The following is a 16,241-nucleotide window of genomic DNA, read 5'->3' as shown; positions in this document are numbered from 1 at the left end:
TTTCTGCAGATATGCAAACCGTCGGTGCAGTTTTGGCTATTGTCACGACAAATTTGCAAAGCTAGGATGGCCCGGACCCGACACGGCCGCGCCAGGTGCCGTGCGCAGAACGACAGCCCCTCCAGGAGACATGCAGATGAACGCCCGCACCCCCGAAGTCCTCGCCCCCACCGTCAAGCTGCTGATCGGCGGCCGGTTCGTCGAATCGACCACGACCGAATGGCGCGACGTGGTCAACCCCGCCACGCAGGAGGTGCTGGCCCGCGTCCCCTTCGCCACCGCCGAGGAGATCGAGAAGGCCGTCGCCTCGGCCCGCGACGCCTTCAAGACCTGGCGCAAGACGCCCATCGGCGCCCGGGCGCGCATCTTCCTCAAGTACCAGCAGCTGATCCGCGAGCACATGTCCGAGCTGGCGGCGCTGCTGACCGCCGAGCAAGGCAAGACCCTGGCCGACGCCGAGGGCGACATCTTCCGCGGCCTGGAGGTGGTGGAGCACGCCGCCAACATCGGCAACCTGCAGATGGGCGAACTGGCGACCAACGTGGCCAACGGTGTCGATACCTACACCCTGCTGCAGCCGCTGGGCGTCTGCGCCGGCATCACGCCGTTCAACTTCCCGGCCATGATCCCGCTCTGGATGTTCCCGATGGCCATCGCCACCGGCAACACCTTCGTGCTGAAGCCGTCGGAGCAGGACCCGATGGTGACCATGCGGCTCTGCGAACTGGCGCTGGAAGCCGGCATTCCCCAGGGCGTGCTCAACGTGGTCCACGGGGGCGAAGCGGCGGTCAACGCGATCTGCGACCACCCGGACATCAAGGCGATCTCCTTCGTCGGCTCCACCAGGGTGGGCACCCATGTCTACCACCGCGGCATCGCCGCCGGCAAGCGGGTGCAGTGCATGATGGGCGCGAAGAACCACGCGATCGTGATGCCCGATGCGCACAAGGAGCAGACCCTCAACGCCCTGGCCGGTGCCGCCTTCGGCGCCGCGGGCCAGCGCTGCATGGCGGTCTCGGTCGCGGTGCTGGTGGGCGAGGCCCGCCAGTGGATTCCCGAGCTGGTCGCCAAAGCCCGGACCCTCAAGATCGGCGCCGGCACCGAGCAGGGGGTGGATGTCGGCCCGGTGATATCCTGCGCCGCGCACGAGCGGGTCACCGGCTTCATCGCCCGCGGCGAGGCCGACGGCGCCACGCTGGAACTCGACGGCCGCGGCCCCGCGGTGGCCGGCTTCGAGAAAGGCAACTTCGTCGGCCCGACGATCTTCTCGGGCGTGAAACCCGGCATGGCCATCTACGACCAGGAAATCTTCGGTCCGGTGCTGTGCATCGCCTCGGCCGACACGATCGACGAGGCCATCGCACTGATCAACGCCAACCCGAACGGCAACGGCACCTCGATCTTCACCCAGTCGGGCGCCGCCGCCCGCCGCTTCGAGGAGGAGATCGACGTCGGCCAGGTCGGCATCAACGTGCCGATCCCGGTGCCGGTGCCGCTGTTCTCGTTCACCGGCTCGCGCGGCTCCAAGCTGGGCGACCTGGGCCCTTACGGCAAGCAGGTGATCCAGTTCTACACCCAGACCAAGACGGTGACGGCACGCTGGTTCGACGACAGCACCGTGTCGCAGGGTGTCAACACCACCATCAGCCTGAAGTGAAGTTCTCCCCCAGGCTTCGCACTGCGTGTCTTCGCCTTCCCCCTCTCCGGGGGCGATACCGGTGGGCCGGCGGAGCCGGTCCCACGGTATCCCTGGTGGGGGAAGCGCAGCAGCTTCTCATGCCGGGCGCCAGGTGGATCGCGTCTTCGGCCGCCCTGCTCTGCTGCCTCCTGCCTGCTGCGGTTTTTGCCCAGGCCGGCGCCGCTTGCGATCCGGCGGGCAACCAGCAGCAGATGAACGCCTGCGCGGTGCGCGACTTCCAGGCGGCCGACATCCAGCTCAACATCCGCTACGGCGAGGTGATGAACGGACTGCCGCAAGGCCAGCGTACCGCCCTGCGCCAGCAGCAGCGCGGCTGGTTGAAGAGCCGCGACGCCCGCTGCAAGACGGCGGTGCGGGACAGCGAGGGCGGCTCGGTATGGCCGCTGATCTTCCACGTCTGCCTGGAGAAAGCGACCCGCGCCCGCACCGCCGAGATCGAGCGCTGGGCCACCGGAAACCCCACGCCATGAACTTCGAACTGAACGACGAGCAGCGCGCCTTCGCGCAGTCCGCCCGCGACTTCGCCCAGGCCGAACTGGCGCCGCACGCGGCCCGCTGGGATGCAGAGGCGATCTTCCCGCGCGAGACCATCGCCCAGGCCGGCGCACTGGGCTTTTGCGGCCTCTACGCACCCGAATCCATCGGCGGCCTGGCGCTGCCGCGGCTGGATGCGGCGCTGGTGTTCGAGGAAATGGCGGCGATCGACCCGTCCACCACCGCCTTCCTCACCATCCACAACATGGCGACCTGGATGGTCGGCACCTGGGGCGGGGAGCGGCTGCGCGCCACCTGGGGCGAGGCGCTCACCAGCGGCGCCAAGCTCGCCTCCTACTGCCTGACCGAGCCCGGCGCCGGCTCCGACGCCGCATCGCTGCGCACCCGGGCCGAGCGCGACGCCGACGGCTACCGGATCCACGGCGCCAAGGCCTTCATCTCGGGCGCCGGCAGCACCGACCTGCTGGTGGTGATGGCCCGCACCGGCGGGCCGGGCGCGCGCGGCATCTCGGCCTTCGCAGTGCCGGCCGACACGCCCGGCATCCAGTACGGCAAGAAGGAGGAGAAGATGGGCTGGAACAGCCAGCCCACCCGCGCCATCGCCTTCGACGGGGTGCGGGTGCCGGCCGACCACCTGCTGGGCCAGGAGGGCGAGGGCTTCCGGATCGCGATGAAGGGGCTCGACGGCGGGCGGATCAACATCGCCACCTGCTCGGTCGGCGCCGCGCAGGGCGCGCTCGGCGTGGCCCAGCGCTACCTGCACGAGCGCAGGCAGTTCGGCAAGTCGCTCGCCGAATTCCAGGCGCTGCAGTTCAAGCTGGCCGACATGGCGACCGAGCTGGTCGCCGCCCGCCAGATGGTGCGGCTGGCCGCCAGCAAACTCGACGCGGCGGACCCCGACGCCACCACCTACTGCGCGATGGCCAAGCGCTTCGCCACCGACATCGGCTTCGCGGTCTGCAACGAGGCGCTGCAGCTGCACGGTGGCTACGGCTACCTGCGCGACTACCCGCTGGAGCGGCTGGTGCGCGACACCCGGGTGCACCAGATCCTGGAAGGCACCAACGAGATCATGCGGGTGATCGTGGCCCGCCGGATGCTGGAAGACGGCGCGCCGGACACGATCCGCTAGTTGCTATTCTTTCGATAGCTGGAGGCCGGCACAGGGCGCCGGCCAGAGGCCTATTCGGTTCACAAAAACGGAGACACAGCATGGACATCGCCTTCATCGGACTCGGCAACATGGGCGGCCCGATGGCCCTCAACCTGCACAAGGCGGGCCACGACGTGCGGGCCTTCGACCTCTCGGCCGCCGCCTGCGACCGGTTGCGGGCCGACGGCGTGCCCGTCGCCGCATTGGCGGCAGAGGCCGCGGCCGGCGCCGAGGTGGTCGTCAGCATGCTGCCCGCCAGCGCGCACGTCGAGAGCCTCTACCTCGGCGATGCCGGCCTGCTGGCGCAGCTGGCCGCCGGGACGCTGCTGGTCGACTGCAGCACCATTTCGGCCGCCACCGCGCGTGCCGTGGCCGCCGCCGCCACCGCCCGCGGCATCGACTGCCTGGACGCCCCCGTCTCCGGCGGCACCGGCGGCGCGATCGCCGGCACCCTGACCTTCATGGTGGGCGGGCCCGCCGCCGCGCTGGAGCGGGCCCGGCCGCTGCTCGAAAAAATGGGCGCCAACATTTTCCACGCCGGCGACGCGGGCGCCGGCCAGACGGCCAAGATCTGCAACAACATGCTGCTGGGCATCTTGATGATCGGCACCTCGGAGGCCATCGCGCTGGGCGTCGCCAACGGGCTCGATCCCAAGGTGCTGTCGGAGATCATGCGGCGCAGCTCGGGCGGCAACTGGGCGCTCGAAAAGTACAACCCGCTTCCGGGCGTGATGGAGGCGGCACCCGCATCGAAGGGCTACGCCGGCGGCTTCGGCACCGACCTGATGCTGAAGGACCTCGGCCTGGCGCAGGAGAACGCTGCCGCGGTGCGCGCCGCGACACCGCTGGGCGGCCTGGCGCGCAGCCTGTACGCCGCGCACAGCCTGGCCGGGCACGGCGGGCTGGATTTCTCCAGCGTGATCCGCATGGTGCAGAAGCCTGATCGCTCCTGATTTAATAGCATCTGGCCGGCGCCAGACGCCGGCTACAGAACTTTTCATTCAAACCCGGGCATACGCGCCCGCAGGTTTTCAATTCCCGTTCGCATCCGGTCGGTGGTGCACATACTCGACCACGGCGCCATCCGGGTGCCGCGCGTTGAAGGCTGCGCCTGTCGGAACTTCCCGCAGCGGAAACAGGATCTGCGCACCGGCTGCTACCAGCCGGTCGTAGTAGGGCCGAACATCGTCCACCAGCAGCGTTCCGGTGGTCGCGGTGAAGGGCGCCAGCGCCTCGGGCGTGCCTTCGATGAGCAGGAACGCGCCCACCATCGCCAGCCGCAGACCGACCTCTGAAAACGGAAAGCCGCCGTCGGCCGCCACGCCTTGCAGATTTTCGTAGAAGCGCACGCTGCGCTCCAGTTCGCCCGGGCCGACGAAAACCCGGATCATCACCCTCGGCACGCGCAGGCCCGAGGTGTCGTTGCGTACCCGCCAGAGGCGGTCGAAGCTGTGGGGTTGGGACATGCCGCGTTCCTCCAACGACCTGTGCGGGCCGGCTCAGCCCTGGGCCGGCTGGCCGTTGGAGGCGGTGACGCCGCCGTCGACCGGAAGCACCACGCCGGTGACGAAGCTGGCATCCGGGCTGGCCAAGAAGGCCATCACCGCGGCGATCTCCTCGGGCTCGGCTCCGCGGCCCAGGGGAATGCGCTCGGCGAACTTGGCGAGCTTCTTGGGGTCGGCCTTGATGTCCTCGGTCATGCCGGTGAAGGTCAGGCTGGGGGCGACGGCGTTGACGCGAACGCCGTCCTGCCCATGGTCCAGCGCCAGGGCCCGGGTGAAGTTGGCGACGGCACCCTTGGTGGCGTTGTAGAAGCTCATGTCCCAGTCGCCGCCCAGCCCCGAGACCGACGCGGTGTTGACGATGCAGCCCTTGCTCTCGATCAGGTGCGGCATCGCGGCCCGGCTGCCGTGGAAGACGCCGCCGACGTTGGTGGCCATGATGCGGCTCCAGTCCTCCAGGCTCGCCTCGGTGACCTTGCCCTGGACGGCGATGCCGGCGTTGTTCACCATCACGTCGAGCCGGCCGAACCTGTCGACCGCGGCGGCCACCAGGGCCTGCACCGCGGCGAAGTCCGACACGTCGGTGGGACAGGCCAGCGTACGGTCGGCCGGCAGGTCGGCCACGGTGGCCACCAGTTTCTCGTCGGTCAGGTCGGCGACGACGACCTGGGCGCCTTCCCGCGAGAAGCGGCGGGCGGCTGCGGCACCGATGCCCGAGCCTGCGCCGGTGACGATGACCACTTTGCCGGTGAAGCGTTGTTCCATGCGAATTCCTTTCGCGTCCGCGGCGGGCGGACGTCTGTGCAGTAGGTTGAAGCGGGGGGAAACCAAGCATTCTTCGGGCGCCTGCCGACGGCTCTGTCAACGCCGGGGGCCATCGCCTGTCGGCCATCGGCCCCCGGTGCTGTCGGGCCGGGTGCCACAGCGCAGCCGCAGCGCCACCGCAGCGCGCCGCGCGTCCCGGATAATCGCGTCCCATGAATCCCCTGCTCTCCGCACTGCAGCCCTACCCGTTCGAGCGGCTGCGGCAACTCTTCGCCGACGTCGCGCCCCCGGCCGGCCTGCGGCCGATCAGCCTGGGCATCGGCGAGCCCAAGCACCCGACGCCGCGCTTCATCCAGCAGGCCCTGGCCGATGCCGCCCTGCAGCCTGGCGGCGGCCTGGCCGGCTACCCGGCCACCGCCGGCGACCCGGCCCTGCGCCGGGCGATCACCGACTGGCTGCAGCGCCGCTATGCGCTGGCGCTGGACCCGGCCACCCAGGTGCTGCCGGTCAACGGCTCGCGCGAGGCGCTGTTCGCCTTCGCGCAGACGGTGCTCGACCCGAGCCGGCCCGGCGCGACGGTGGTCTGCCCCAATCCGTTCTACCAGATCTACGAAGGCGCGGCCCTGCTGGGCGGCGCGACGCCGTACTACGCACCGAGCGACCCGGCCCGCAACTTCGGGGTCGACTGGGACGCGGTGCCGGAGGACGTCTGGGCCCGAACCCAGCTGCTTTTCGTCTGCTCGCCGGGCAATCCGACCGGCGCGGTGATGCCGCTGGACGAGTGGGCGAAGCTCTTCGCGCTGAGCGACCGGCACGGCTTCGTCATCGCCTCGGACGAGTGCTACAGCGAGATCTACTTCCGCGACGAGCCGCCGCTGGGCGGGCTGGAGGCCGCGGCGAAGCTCGGCCGCGCCGATTTCCGCCGGCTGGTGGCGTTCACCAGCCTGTCGAAGCGCAGCAACCTGCCGGGGCTGCGCAGCGGCTTCGTGGCCGGCGACGCCGCCCTGCTCAAGGCCTTCCTGCTCTACCGCACCTACCACGGCAGCGCGATGAGCCCGGTGGTGCAGACGGCCAGCATCGCCGCCTGGGGCGAAGAGGCCCACGTGGTCGAGAACCGGGCGCAGTACCGGGCCAAGTTCGCCGAGGTCACGCCGATCCTGGCCGAGGTGCTAGACGTCGCCCTGCCCGACGCCGGCTTCTACCTCTGGGCCGCGATCCCGCGCGCCTACGGCAACGACGACGCGGCCTTCGCCCGCGACCTGCTGGCTCAATACAATGTGACCGTCCTGCCCGGCAGCTACCTGGCGCGCGAGACGCGCGGCGGCAATCCCGGCGCCGGGCGGATCCGCATGGCGCTGGTGGCCGAGACGGCCGAATGCGCCGAAGCCGCCCGCCGCATCGCCGCCTTCGTGCGCGGCCTGCCGCCGGCCCGGTCCGATTCCTGAAATTCCCCCTCCTGAGCCCTTGACATGACCCAGCAACTCCAGACCCTGATCGACGCCGCGTGGGAAGACCGCGCCAACCTCTCGCCCGCCTCCGCACCCAAGGAAACGGCCGAGGCGGTCGAGCATGTGATCGCCGAACTCAACGCCGGCAAGATCCGCGTCGCCACCCGCCAGGGCGTCGGCCAGTGGACGGTGCACCAGTGGATCAAGAAGGCGGTGCTGCTGTCGTTTCGCCTGAAGGACAACGAGGTCATCAGCGCCGGCCAGCTGGGCTTCTACGACAAGGTGCAGACCAAGTTCGCCCACCTGTCGGCCGACGAGATGAAGGCCACCGGCGTGCGGGTGGTGCCGCCGGCCGTGGCCCGCCGCGGCAGCTACATCGCCAAGGGCGCGATCCTGATGCCGAGCTACGTCAACATCGGCGCATACGTCGACGAAGGCACGATGGTCGACACCTGGGCCACCGTCGGCTCCTGCGCGCAGGTCGGCAAGAACGTGCACCTCTCCGGCGGCGTGGGCCTGGGCGGCGTGCTGGAGCCGCTGCAGGCCAACCCGACCATCATCGAGGACAACTGCTTCATCGGCGCCCGCTCCGAAATCGTCGAAGGCGTGATCGTCGAGGAGAACTCGGTCATCTCGATGGGCGTCTACATCGGCCAAAGCACGCCCATCTACGACCGCGCCACCGACACGATCAGCTACGGCCGCGTGCCGGCCGGCTCGGTGGTGATCAGCGGATCGCTGCCGAAGAACGACAAGTACAGCCTGTACGCCGCGATCATCGTCAAGCAGGTGACCGCCGAGACCCGCGCCAAGACCAGCCTCAACGACCTGCTGCGCGACTGACGCGCCTCCCGGGCCCCGCCACCCGGCGGGCGCCCCGGCCGCGCCAGACCACTCTCCCGCTTCACCAAGGAACACGCGCATGGGCACGATGGAACGCATCCTCCGACTGATGGCCGAGAAGGAAGCTTCGGACCTGTACCTCTCGTCCAACGCGCCGGCCACCCTCCGCATCAACGGCGAATGCGTTCCGGTCAACGCGCAGGTGCTGCCCTTCGACGCGCCGCGCAACCTGCTGGCCGAGGTGCTGACGCCGCAGCGAATGGAGGAGCTGGAGGAGGCCGGCGAGTTGAACGTCGGCTTCGCGATGAAGGACGTGGGCCGCTTCCGGGTGAGCGCGATGCGCCAGCGCGGCTCGTTCGCGGTGGTGATCCGCTACATCAACAGCGAGATCCCGAAGCTCGAGACGCTCAACCTGCCGCCGATCCTGCGCGACCTGGTGATGGAGAAGCGCGGCCTGCTGCTGATGGTGGGCGCCACCGGCTCGGGCAAGAGCACCTCGCTCGCCTCGATGATCGACAGCCGCAACGAATCGACCACCGGCCACATCCTGACCATCGAAGAGCCGATCGAGCACCTGTTCCGCAACAAGAAATCGATCGTCAACCAGCGCGAGGTGGGCGTCGACACCCAGTCGCTCAACATCGCCCTGAAGAACGCGCTGCGCCAGGCGCCCGACGTGATCCTGATCGGCGAGATCCGCGACCGCGACACCATGTCCGCCGCCATCGCCTACGCCCAGTCGGGCCACCTCTGCCTGGCGACGATGCACGCCAACAACAGCTACCAGGCGCTCAACCGGGTGCTGAGCTTCTACCCGGCCGAGGTCCGCCCCACCCTGCTCGGCGACCTCTCCAGCGCGCTGAAGGCGATCGTCTCGCAGCGGCTGTTGCGCACCGTCAAGGGCGCGCGCATCCCGGCCGCCGAGGTGATGCTCAACACCAAGCTGGTCGCCGACCTGATCGCCCGCGGCGACTTCGGCGGCGTGCAGGAGGCGATGGAGAAATCCATGGCCGAGGGATCTCAGACCTTCGAGGAAGACATCGCCCGCCTGATCACCCACGGCATCGTCGACCGCCGCGAGGGCCTGGCCTACGCCGATTCGCCGACCAACTTGGTCTGGCGGCTGCAGAACGATTTCGCGATGGCGGCCAAGGCCGCCGCCGCGGTGGCGGCCGCGGCCGTCGCACCGGTGGACGACAGCCCGTCCTTCACTGAGATCACGCTCGACGTGAAGCACTGAGAAGGCGGCGCCCGGCCCTGCCGCGCGCCCTCCCGCTACCCATCCGCCGCCTCCGATCCACCTCTCCTTTCCCTCTTAATTTCCCCCGATGTCGCGCACCCTGCAGCTTGCCGAGGAACTGGTTTCCCGCCCCTCCATCACCCCCGACGACGCCGGCTGCCTCGACATCCTGGTGCGCCGGCTGGAGCCGCTGGGCTTCGTCTGCGAGCGGATGGACAGCGGCCCGGCCGACTTCCGGGTGCAGAACCTGTGGGCGAAAAGGGCCGTGGCCGGCACGGAGCGCCGGCCTCCAGCTATCGATTCCATAGCAACGACCAAGACGCTCGTCTTCGCCGGCCATACCGATGTGGTGCCGACCGGCCCGCTCGCGGAATGGACGACGCCGCCCTTCGTGCCGGCCCACCGCGACGGCCGGTTCTTCGGCCGCGGCACCGCCGATATGAAGACCTCGATCGCCGCTTTCGTGGTGGCGCTGGAGGAGTACCTGGCGGCCACGCCCGACACCCCGCTGACGCTGGCCCTGCTGCTGACCAGCGACGAGGAAGGCCCGGCCGTCGACGGCACGGTCGCCGTCTGCCGCACCTTGCAGGCGCGGGGCGAGCGGATCGACTGGTGCATCGTGGGCGAGCCCACCTCGGTCGAGCGCACCGGCGACATGGTCAAGAACGGCCGCCGCGGCACGATGGGCGGCAAGCTCACCGTGCAGGGCATCCAGGGCCACATCGCCTACCCGCAGCTGGCCCGCAATCCGATCCACCAGGCGCTGCCGGCACTGGCCGAACTGGCCGCCACCGAATGGGATACCGGCAACGCGTTCTTCCCGCCCACCAGCTGGCAGGTCAGCAACATCCACGGCGGCACCGGCGCGAGCAACGTGATCCCGGGCACGGTGGTGGTCGACTTCAACTTCCGCTTCTGCACCGAATCGACCGCCGAATCGCTGCAGCAGCGGGTGCACGCGGTGCTCGACCGCCACGGCCTGCAGTACGAGCTGCGCTGGACCATCGGCGGCCAGCCCTTCCTGACGACGCCCGGCGACCTGCTGGACGCGGTGGGCGACGCGATCCGGGCCGAGACCGGCATCGAAACCACCCTCTCGACCACCGGCGGCACCAGCGACGGCCGCTTCATCGCGCCGCTGGGCGCCCAGGTGGTCGAGTGCGGCCCCACCAACGCGATGATCCACAAGATCGACGAGCACATCCCGCTCGCCGACATCGAGCCGCTGAAGAACATCTACCGCCGCACCCTGGAAAACCTGGCCGGGCGGACGGTGGGCGCATGAACGTCCTCGACCGCATCCAGGCCGGTGCCCGCCAGCTGGACGCCGCCGGCGTCGCCTTCGGCCACGGCACCGCCAACGCCTTCGACGAAGCCGCCTGGCTGGTACTCTGGCGCCTGGCGCTGCCGCTGGACGACCTCGACGGCGTGGCCGGCCGCGCCGTCACGCCCGAGGAAGACGCGCGCATCGGTGCCCTGCTGGACGAGCGCATCGCCACCCGCAGGCCCGCCGCCTACCTGACCCGCGAAGCCTGGCTGCAGGGGGTGCCGTTCTACATCGACGAGCGCTCCATCGTGCCGCGCAGCTTCATTGCCGAACTGCTGGCCGACGGCAGCATCGACGGCTGGCTGGGCGAGCACACCCGCCGGGTGCTGGACCTGTGCACCGGCAACGGCAGCCTGGCGGTGCTGGCGGCGATGGCCTACCCCGACGTGGCGGTGGACGCGGCCGACCTCTCGGCCGACGCGCTGGCCGTGGCGCGGATCAACGTCGACCGGCATGCGCTGCAGGACCGGATCACGCTCCTAACCTCCGACGGATGCGCCAGCGTGTGCGGCCCGTACGACCTGATCCTGTGCAACCCGCCCTACGTGAATGCCGCCAGCATGGCCGCCCTGCCCGCCGAGTACCGGGCCGAGCCCGAGATGGCCCTGGCCGGCGGCGCCGACGGCATGGACTTCATCCGCACCCTGCTGCGCGATGCGCCGGCCTGCATGGCCCAAGACGCGGTGCTGGTGCTGGAGATCGGCAACGAGCAGGCGCATTTTGAGCGGGCGTTCCCCACGCTCGAGACGATCTGGCTGGAAACCTCGGCCGGCGACGACCAGGTGCTGCTGCTGACCCGCGACGCGTTGGCGAGCGCCTTCGGCTAGGCGCCTGGCGACCCGCTGCCGGCGGCGGGCCGTTTCGCGGGGCCCGCCACCGGCTGCAAACGATCAGGCAGCGGCGTCGCCGTCGGCCACCACCTGGTTGTGGCCGGCCTTGCGGGCCTGCTGCAGATGCGCCTCGGCGCGCTGCGCCACCGCTTCGCCTTCGCCGTCCTCGCCCACCTCGGTCGTCGCCAGGCCCACGCTGACGGTGACGCGCGGCGCCACGGCGGAAGCGGCGTGCGGGATCTGCAGCGCCGCCAGGGCGTCGCAGAAGGCCTGCACCACCTTGCGTGCGTTGCCGGGGCGGGTGTCGGGGATCAGCACCGCGAAACGGTCGTCCGCGTAGCGTGCGGCCAAGTCGGCCGGCCGGCGGATGCTGGTGCGCAGGGTCTGGGCAACGGTGCGCAGCGTCTCCGCGGCCAGTGCCTGTCCGTGCCGGTCGTGGTAGGCGCCGAAGGCATCGAGCTCGACCATCGCCACCGACACCTGGGTCTGCGAGCGCTGGGAGCGCCGGCATTCCATCGCCAGCATGCGGTCGAAATGGCGGCGGTTGGCCACGCCGGTGGCGGCATCCTGCTGGCTGAGTTCCTCCACCTCCCGGCGGTAGGCCGACAGGCGCAGCTGGGTGGCGACCCGGGCGGCCACCACCGGCGCCTGCAGCGGCGTGGTCACGAAATCCGCGGCGCCCAGCGCCAGGCTGCGCACGCCGTCGCTGGCGAAGGCCTGGCTGGCCACGAAGATCACCGGGATCTCGGCGGTGCGGGCATCGACCTTCAACCGCCGCAGCACCTCGAAACCGGTCATGTCGGGCAGCATGAGGTCGAGCATGACCAGGTCCGGGTGGTGCTGGCGGGCCATCTCGAGGCCGTCGGCACCGCTCGCGGCGGTCAGCACGCTGTGCGGCGCACCGAGCTGCGCCTGCAATGCGTCGCTGCCGTCGGCGATCACCAGGATCGGCTGGCCGCTTCCGGGCGCGGCGCCGTCGGCCGGCGCCGGCGTGGGAGCCGACGTTGCGGCGGACGTGTCTTCTGCGGAGGGGGGTGTGGAGGTCTGCATGGGGCCGAAACTACCATCTTCCGGCCGCGCCGTCGCTCAGGGCGCGCCCCAGATCGCCGCCTGTAGGCCCGAGGCGACAGGCGGCCTTTGGACCCCCGCGCCGCGGATGGGCGAAAATGCGGGATTCGGCGCCTTCCGCGCGCCGGTTTTCCGCCATTCGCGGCCGTGCCTGCGCAATGGCCGGCCTGTGCCGAGCGGCCCGCCCGCTCGTCTTCCCATTTTTCATGATCACACTCAAGAACGTCATTCTTCGCCGCAGCGCCAAGCTGCTGCTCGACCAGGCCTCGGTCGTCATCAACCCCGGCGAGAAGGTGGGGCTGGTCGGCCGCAACGGCGCAGGCAAGTCGACGCTGTTCGCGCTCTTCAACGGCACCCTGCACGAGGACGGCGGCGATTTCCACAAGCCTGGGGCCTGGCGCATGGCGCAGGTGGCGCAGGACATGCCCGAGACCTCGGAGTCGGCCACCGATTTCGTGCTGGCCGGCGACACCCGCCTGGGCGAACTGCGCGCCCTGCTGGCCGCGGCCGAGGCCGCCGACGACGGCATGGCGATCGCCCACGCCTACACCGACCTGGCCGACGCCGGCGAATACGACGCGGTGCCCCGCGCCCAGGCGCTGATCCAGGGCCTGGGCTTCAAGTCCAGCGAACTCGACCAGCCGGTCGACAGCTTCTCCGGCGGCTGGCGGATGCGGCTGCAACTGGCCCGCGCGCTGATGTGCCCGTCGGACCTGCTGCTGCTCGACGAACCGACCAACCACCTGGACCTGGATGCGCTGGTCTGGCTCGAATCGTGGTTGAAGGGCTATGCCGGCACCATGATCGTGATCAGCCACGACCGCGAGTTCCTCGACGCGATCACCGACGTGACGATGCACATCGAGCATGCCAAGCTGAACCGCTACGGCGGCAACTACAGCAAGTTCGAGGAAATGCGCGCGCTGCAGATGGAGCAGCAGCAATCCGCCTTCGCCAAGCAGCAGGACAAGATCGCCCACCTGCAGAAGTTCATCGACCGGTTCAAGGCCAAGGCCAGCAAGGCCAAGCAGGCGCAGAGCCGGGTCAAGGCGCTGGAGCGGATGGAGAAGGTGGCGCCGCTGCTCGCCGAGGCCGAGTTCACCTTCGAGTTCAAGGAGCCGGGCAACATCCCCAACCCGATGATGTCGATCACCGACGCGTCCTTCGGCTATGCGGCCGAGGAGGAAGGCGCGCCGCCCAAGATCATCCTGCAGGGCGTCAGCAAGTCGGTGCTGGCCGGGCAGCGCATCGGCATCCTGGGCGCCAACGGCCAGGGCAAGTCGACCTTCGTGAAGACGGTGGCCCACGACATGGCGCCGATCGCCGGCGAGATCATCGAGGGCAAGGGCCTGCGGATCGGCTACTTCGCGCAGCAGGAACTCGACGTGCTGCGGCCGCAGGACACGCCGCTCGAGCACATGATCCGCCTGGCCCGCGAGATGGGCGCCGACGCCAAGCAGCCCTCGCGCGAGCAGGACCTGCGCAGCTACCTGGGCACCTTCAACTTCAGCGGCGACATGGTCAAGCAGCCCGTCGGCACCATGAGCGGCGGCGAGAAGGCGCGGCTGGTGCTGGCGATGATGGTCTGGCAGCGCCCCAACCTGCTGCTGCTCGACGAACCCACCAACCACCTGGACTTGGCGACGCGCGAGGCGCTGGCGATGGCGCTCAACGAATTCGAGGGCACCCTCATGCTGGTCAGCCACGACCGGGCGCTGCTGCGCTCGGTCTGCGACGAGTTCTGGCTGGTCGGCCGGGGCGTGGTCGGACCGTTCGACGGCGACCTGGACGACTACCAGCGCTACCTGCTCGACGAAGCCAAGCGCATGCGCGAGGAGGCGAAGACCGCCGAGCGCGCCGCCGTGGCCCCGGTCGCCGCGGCGCCCGCACCGGCGGCCCCCGCTGCCGGAGACGCAAGGGGCGCTTCGTCGAAAGCGCAGCGCCAGAACGATGCGCAGGCCCGCCAGCAATCGGCCTCTGCCGCCAAGCCGTTGAAGCGCGAGATGGAGCAGCTGGAGACGCGCATGGCCGCGCTGCAGCAGGAGCAGTCGGCGCTCGAGACGCGGATGCAGCAGACCCTGGCACCGACCGAGATCGCCGATGCCGGCAAGCGGCTGAAGGCGGTATCGACCGAGTCCGGCCAGCTGGAAGAACGGTGGCTGGAGCTGACCACCCAACTGGAAGCCCTGGGAACCTGAGTCGCCGGTGCTGGTGTGTCTGCGGCGCGCAAGCGCCCGACACGATGGTCTTGTAACATGTTCGGTGCTCCTCGGCGCACCCGCCCTCCCCTCCGGCTCTTGCGCCGGGCGTGGCGGGACGCCTTCACCCCTGCAGCGCCCGACGGGCGTTCGCCTCATCCAAGGAATCTGCATGACCTTCAGCTACACCGACACCCAACTCCTGATCGACGGCCAGTGGTGCGATGCCGCCAGCGGCAAGACCCAGGACGTCGTCAACCCGGCCACCGGCAAGCCGATCGGCAAGGTCGCCTTCGCCGGAATCCCCGACCTCGACCGTGCACTGGCCGCCGCCCACAAGGGATTCGAGGCCTGGCGCAAGATTCCCGCCAACGAGCGCGCCACAACGATGCGCAAGGCCGCCGCCCTGCTGCGCGAACGCGCCGGCGACATCGCCCAACTGCTCACCGCCGAGCAGGGCAAGCCGCTCGCCGAGGCCAAGGGTGAAGTGCTGGCCGGTGCCGACATCATCGAATGGTTCGCCGACGAAGGCCGCCGCGTCTACGGCCGCATCGTGCCCTCGCGCAACCTGCTGGCGCAGCAGCATGTGCTGAAGGAGCCGATCGGCCCGGTCGCCGCATTCACGCCCTGGAACTTCCCGGTCAACCAGATCGTGCGCAAGCTCGGCGCGGCCCTGGCCAGCGGCTGCTCGTTCCTGGTGAAGGCACCGGAGGAGACGCCGGCTTCGCCCGCCGCGCTGCTGCGCGCCTTCGTCGATGCCGGCGTGCCGGCCGGCACCGTCGGCCTGGTCTTCGGCGATCCTGCCGAAATCTCGGGCTACCTGATCCCGCACCCGATCATCCGCAAGGTGACCTTCACCGGCTCCACCCCGGTCGGCAAGCAGCTGGCCGCGCTGGCCGGCGCGCACATGAAGCGTGCCACGATGGAGCTCGGCGGACACGCACCGGTGATCGTGGCCGAAGACGCCGACGTGGCCCTGGCGGTGAAGGCCTCGGGCGGCGCCAAGTTCCGCAATGCGGGCCAGGTCTGCATCTCGCCGACGCGCTTCCTGGTGCACAACAGCGTGCGCGACGAGTTCACCCAGCTGATGGTCAAGCACGCCGAAAGCCTCAAGCTGGGCGACGGCGCGGCCGACGGCACCACGCTCGGCCCGTTGGCCAACCCACGGCGCCTGAGCGCGATGGCCAAGATCCTGGACGACGCCCGCAGCACCGGCGCCAAGGTCGCCACCGGCGGCGAGCGCGTCGGCAACGACGGCAACTTCTTCGCGCCCACCGTGCTGACCGACGTGTCGCTGGACTCCGACGTGTTCAACAACGAGCCCTTCGGCCCGATCGCCGCGATCCGCGGCTTCGACAAGCTCGAAGACGCGATCGCAGAAGCCAACCGCCTGCCCTACGGCCTGGCCGGCTACGCCTTCACCCGCTCGGTCAAGAACACCCACCTGCTGAGCCAGCAGATGGAAGTCGGCATGCTCTGGATCAACCAGCCCGCCGCACCGACACCCGAAATGCCGTTCGGCGGCGTGAAGGATTCGGGCTACGGCTCCGAGGGCGGCCCGGAAGCCATGGAGGCCTACCTGGTGACCAAGGCGGTCTCGATCATGGCCGTCTAAAGGCGATCGTGCGGTTGTGGGTGCCGAAAGGGGCCGCGCAGTCGCTATAATCTAAGGC

At 69.9% G+C, this 16,241-nt stretch carries 14 protein-coding genes; 11 read left to right on the top strand and 3 right to left on the bottom strand.

Features of this window, described 5'->3' with window-relative positions; genetic code table 11:
* Positions 1–136 precede the first annotated feature (136 nt).
* From ASE76_RS09720 to mmsB, 4 genes are all read left to right on the top strand, one after another.
* Positions 137–1,657 (top strand): CoA-acylating methylmalonate-semialdehyde dehydrogenase, encoded by a 1,521-nt coding sequence (locus ASE76_RS09720; RefSeq protein WP_055839235.1) that lies wholly within the window; start codon positions 137–139, stop codon positions 1,655–1,657.
* A gap of 119 nt (positions 1,658–1,776) precedes the next feature.
* Positions 1,777–2,169, top strand: coding sequence for a lysozyme inhibitor LprI family protein (locus ASE76_RS09715; RefSeq protein WP_055838341.1), 393 nt, complete (start codon positions 1,777–1,779; stop codon positions 2,167–2,169).
* A complete protein-coding gene (locus ASE76_RS09710; protein WP_055838338.1) occupies positions 2,166–3,326 on the top strand; it encodes an acyl-CoA dehydrogenase family protein in 1,161 nt (386 codons plus the stop codon). The genes ASE76_RS09715 and ASE76_RS09710 overlap by 4 nt, the downstream gene beginning before the upstream one ends.
* An 80-nt stretch (positions 3,327–3,406) precedes the next feature.
* The gene (mmsB, locus tag ASE76_RS09705; RefSeq protein ID WP_055838336.1) at positions 3,407–4,300 is read left to right on the top strand and encodes a 3-hydroxyisobutyrate dehydrogenase; all 894 of its coding nucleotides are present in this window, start codon (positions 3,407–3,409) and stop codon (positions 4,298–4,300) included.
* Between the two features lie 78 nt (positions 4,301–4,378).
* Here mmsB and ASE76_RS09700 read toward each other — a convergent pair whose 3' ends face one another.
* Positions 4,379–4,813 carry a VOC family protein gene (locus ASE76_RS09700; RefSeq protein ID WP_055839233.1) on the bottom strand — a complete coding sequence of 145 codons (435 nt, stop codon included), beginning with the start codon at positions 4,811–4,813 and terminating at the stop codon, positions 4,379–4,381.
* A 33-nt stretch (positions 4,814–4,846) separates the two neighbouring features.
* The gene (locus tag ASE76_RS09695) at positions 4,847–5,614 is read right to left on the bottom strand and encodes an SDR family NAD(P)-dependent oxidoreductase (RefSeq protein WP_055838333.1); all 768 of its coding nucleotides are present in this window, start codon (positions 5,612–5,614) and stop codon (positions 4,847–4,849) included.
* 212 nt (positions 5,615–5,826) lie between these two features.
* Here ASE76_RS09695 and dapC point away from each other — a divergent pair, with 212 nt between their 5' ends.
* From dapC to prmB, 5 genes are all read left to right on the top strand, one after another.
* Complete coding sequence (gene dapC, locus ASE76_RS09690) at positions 5,827–7,059, top strand: succinyldiaminopimelate transaminase (protein WP_055838331.1); 1,233 nt, start codon at positions 5,827–5,829, stop codon at positions 7,057–7,059.
* A gap of 24 nt (positions 7,060–7,083) precedes the next feature.
* Complete coding sequence (gene dapD / locus ASE76_RS09685) at positions 7,084–7,905, top strand: 2,3,4,5-tetrahydropyridine-2,6-dicarboxylate N-succinyltransferase (protein WP_055838328.1); 822 nt, start codon at positions 7,084–7,086, stop codon at positions 7,903–7,905.
* Positions 7,906–7,984: 79 nt separating this feature from the next.
* On the top strand, positions 7,985–9,145 hold the full coding sequence (locus ASE76_RS09680) for a PilT/PilU family type 4a pilus ATPase (protein WP_055838325.1): 1,161 nt from the start codon (positions 7,985–7,987) through the stop codon (positions 9,143–9,145).
* 88 nt (positions 9,146–9,233) lie between these two features.
* The gene (gene dapE, locus ASE76_RS09675) at positions 9,234–10,430 is read left to right on the top strand and encodes a succinyl-diaminopimelate desuccinylase (RefSeq protein ID WP_055838323.1); all 1,197 of its coding nucleotides are present in this window, start codon (positions 9,234–9,236) and stop codon (positions 10,428–10,430) included.
* Positions 10,427–11,299, top strand: a complete 873-nt coding sequence (prmB, locus tag ASE76_RS09670) for a 50S ribosomal protein L3 N(5)-glutamine methyltransferase (RefSeq protein ID WP_055838320.1) — start codon at positions 10,427–10,429, stop codon at positions 11,297–11,299. Before dapE ends, prmB begins: the two co-directional genes overlap by 4 nt.
* A 63-nt stretch (positions 11,300–11,362) precedes the next feature.
* On the opposite strand, the gene ASE76_RS09665 is transcribed toward prmB, so the two are convergent.
* Positions 11,363–12,352 (bottom strand): diguanylate cyclase domain-containing protein, encoded by a 990-nt coding sequence (locus tag ASE76_RS09665; protein WP_055838317.1) that lies wholly within the window; start codon positions 12,350–12,352, stop codon positions 11,363–11,365.
* Between the two features lie 224 nt (positions 12,353–12,576).
* On the opposite strand from ASE76_RS09665, the gene abc-f reads away from it, so the two are divergent.
* Both abc-f and ASE76_RS09655 read left to right on the top strand, forming a co-directional pair.
* Positions 12,577–14,568 (top strand): ribosomal protection-like ABC-F family protein, encoded by a 1,992-nt coding sequence (abc-f, locus tag ASE76_RS09660; RefSeq protein ID WP_055838314.1) that lies wholly within the window; start codon positions 12,577–12,579, stop codon positions 14,566–14,568.
* 172 nt (positions 14,569–14,740) lie between these two features.
* Positions 14,741–16,183 (top strand): NAD-dependent succinate-semialdehyde dehydrogenase, encoded by a 1,443-nt coding sequence (locus ASE76_RS09655; RefSeq protein ID WP_055838309.1) that lies wholly within the window; start codon positions 14,741–14,743, stop codon positions 16,181–16,183.
* Positions 16,184–16,241: the final 58 nt, after the last annotated feature.

Origin of the sequence: Xylophilus sp. Leaf220, from assembly GCF_001421705.1 — a bacterium.
Classification (GTDB): Bacteria; Pseudomonadota; Gammaproteobacteria; order Burkholderiales; family Burkholderiaceae_C; genus Xylophilus.
This window is presented reverse-complemented; position numbering and strand designations above follow the sequence as displayed.

Excerpts from the sequence above, each read along its gene's own strand:
- ASE76_RS09720 (WP_055839235.1), top strand. The coding sequence starts at position 137 with ATGAACGCCCGCACCCCCGAAGTCCTCGCCCCCACCGTCAAGCTGCTG.
- ASE76_RS09715 (WP_055838341.1), top strand. The coding sequence starts at position 1,777 with ATGCCGGGCGCCAGGTGGATCGCGTCTTCGGCCGCCCTGCTCTGCTGC.
- ASE76_RS09710 (WP_055838338.1), top strand. The coding sequence starts at position 2,166 with ATGAACTTCGAACTGAACGACGAGCAGCGCGCCTTCGCGCAGTCCGCC.
- mmsB (WP_055838336.1), top strand. The coding sequence starts at position 3,407 with ATGGACATCGCCTTCATCGGACTCGGCAACATGGGCGGCCCGATGGCC.
- ASE76_RS09700 (WP_055839233.1), bottom strand. The coding sequence starts at position 4,813 with ATGTCCCAACCCCACAGCTTCGACCGCCTCTGGCGGGTACGCAACGAC.
- ASE76_RS09695 (WP_055838333.1), bottom strand. The coding sequence starts at position 5,614 with ATGGAACAACGCTTCACCGGCAAAGTGGTCATCGTCACCGGCGCAGGC.
- dapC (WP_055838331.1), top strand. The coding sequence starts at position 5,827 with ATGAATCCCCTGCTCTCCGCACTGCAGCCCTACCCGTTCGAGCGGCTG.
- dapD (WP_055838328.1), top strand. The coding sequence starts at position 7,084 with ATGACCCAGCAACTCCAGACCCTGATCGACGCCGCGTGGGAAGACCGC.
- ASE76_RS09680 (WP_055838325.1), top strand. The coding sequence starts at position 7,985 with ATGGGCACGATGGAACGCATCCTCCGACTGATGGCCGAGAAGGAAGCT.
- dapE (WP_055838323.1), top strand. The coding sequence starts at position 9,234 with ATGTCGCGCACCCTGCAGCTTGCCGAGGAACTGGTTTCCCGCCCCTCC.
- prmB (WP_055838320.1), top strand. The coding sequence starts at position 10,427 with ATGAACGTCCTCGACCGCATCCAGGCCGGTGCCCGCCAGCTGGACGCC.
- ASE76_RS09665 (WP_055838317.1), bottom strand. The coding sequence starts at position 12,352 with ATGCAGACCTCCACACCCCCCTCCGCAGAAGACACGTCCGCCGCAACG.
- abc-f (WP_055838314.1), top strand. The coding sequence starts at position 12,577 with ATGATCACACTCAAGAACGTCATTCTTCGCCGCAGCGCCAAGCTGCTG.
- ASE76_RS09655 (WP_055838309.1), top strand. The coding sequence starts at position 14,741 with ATGACCTTCAGCTACACCGACACCCAACTCCTGATCGACGGCCAGTGG.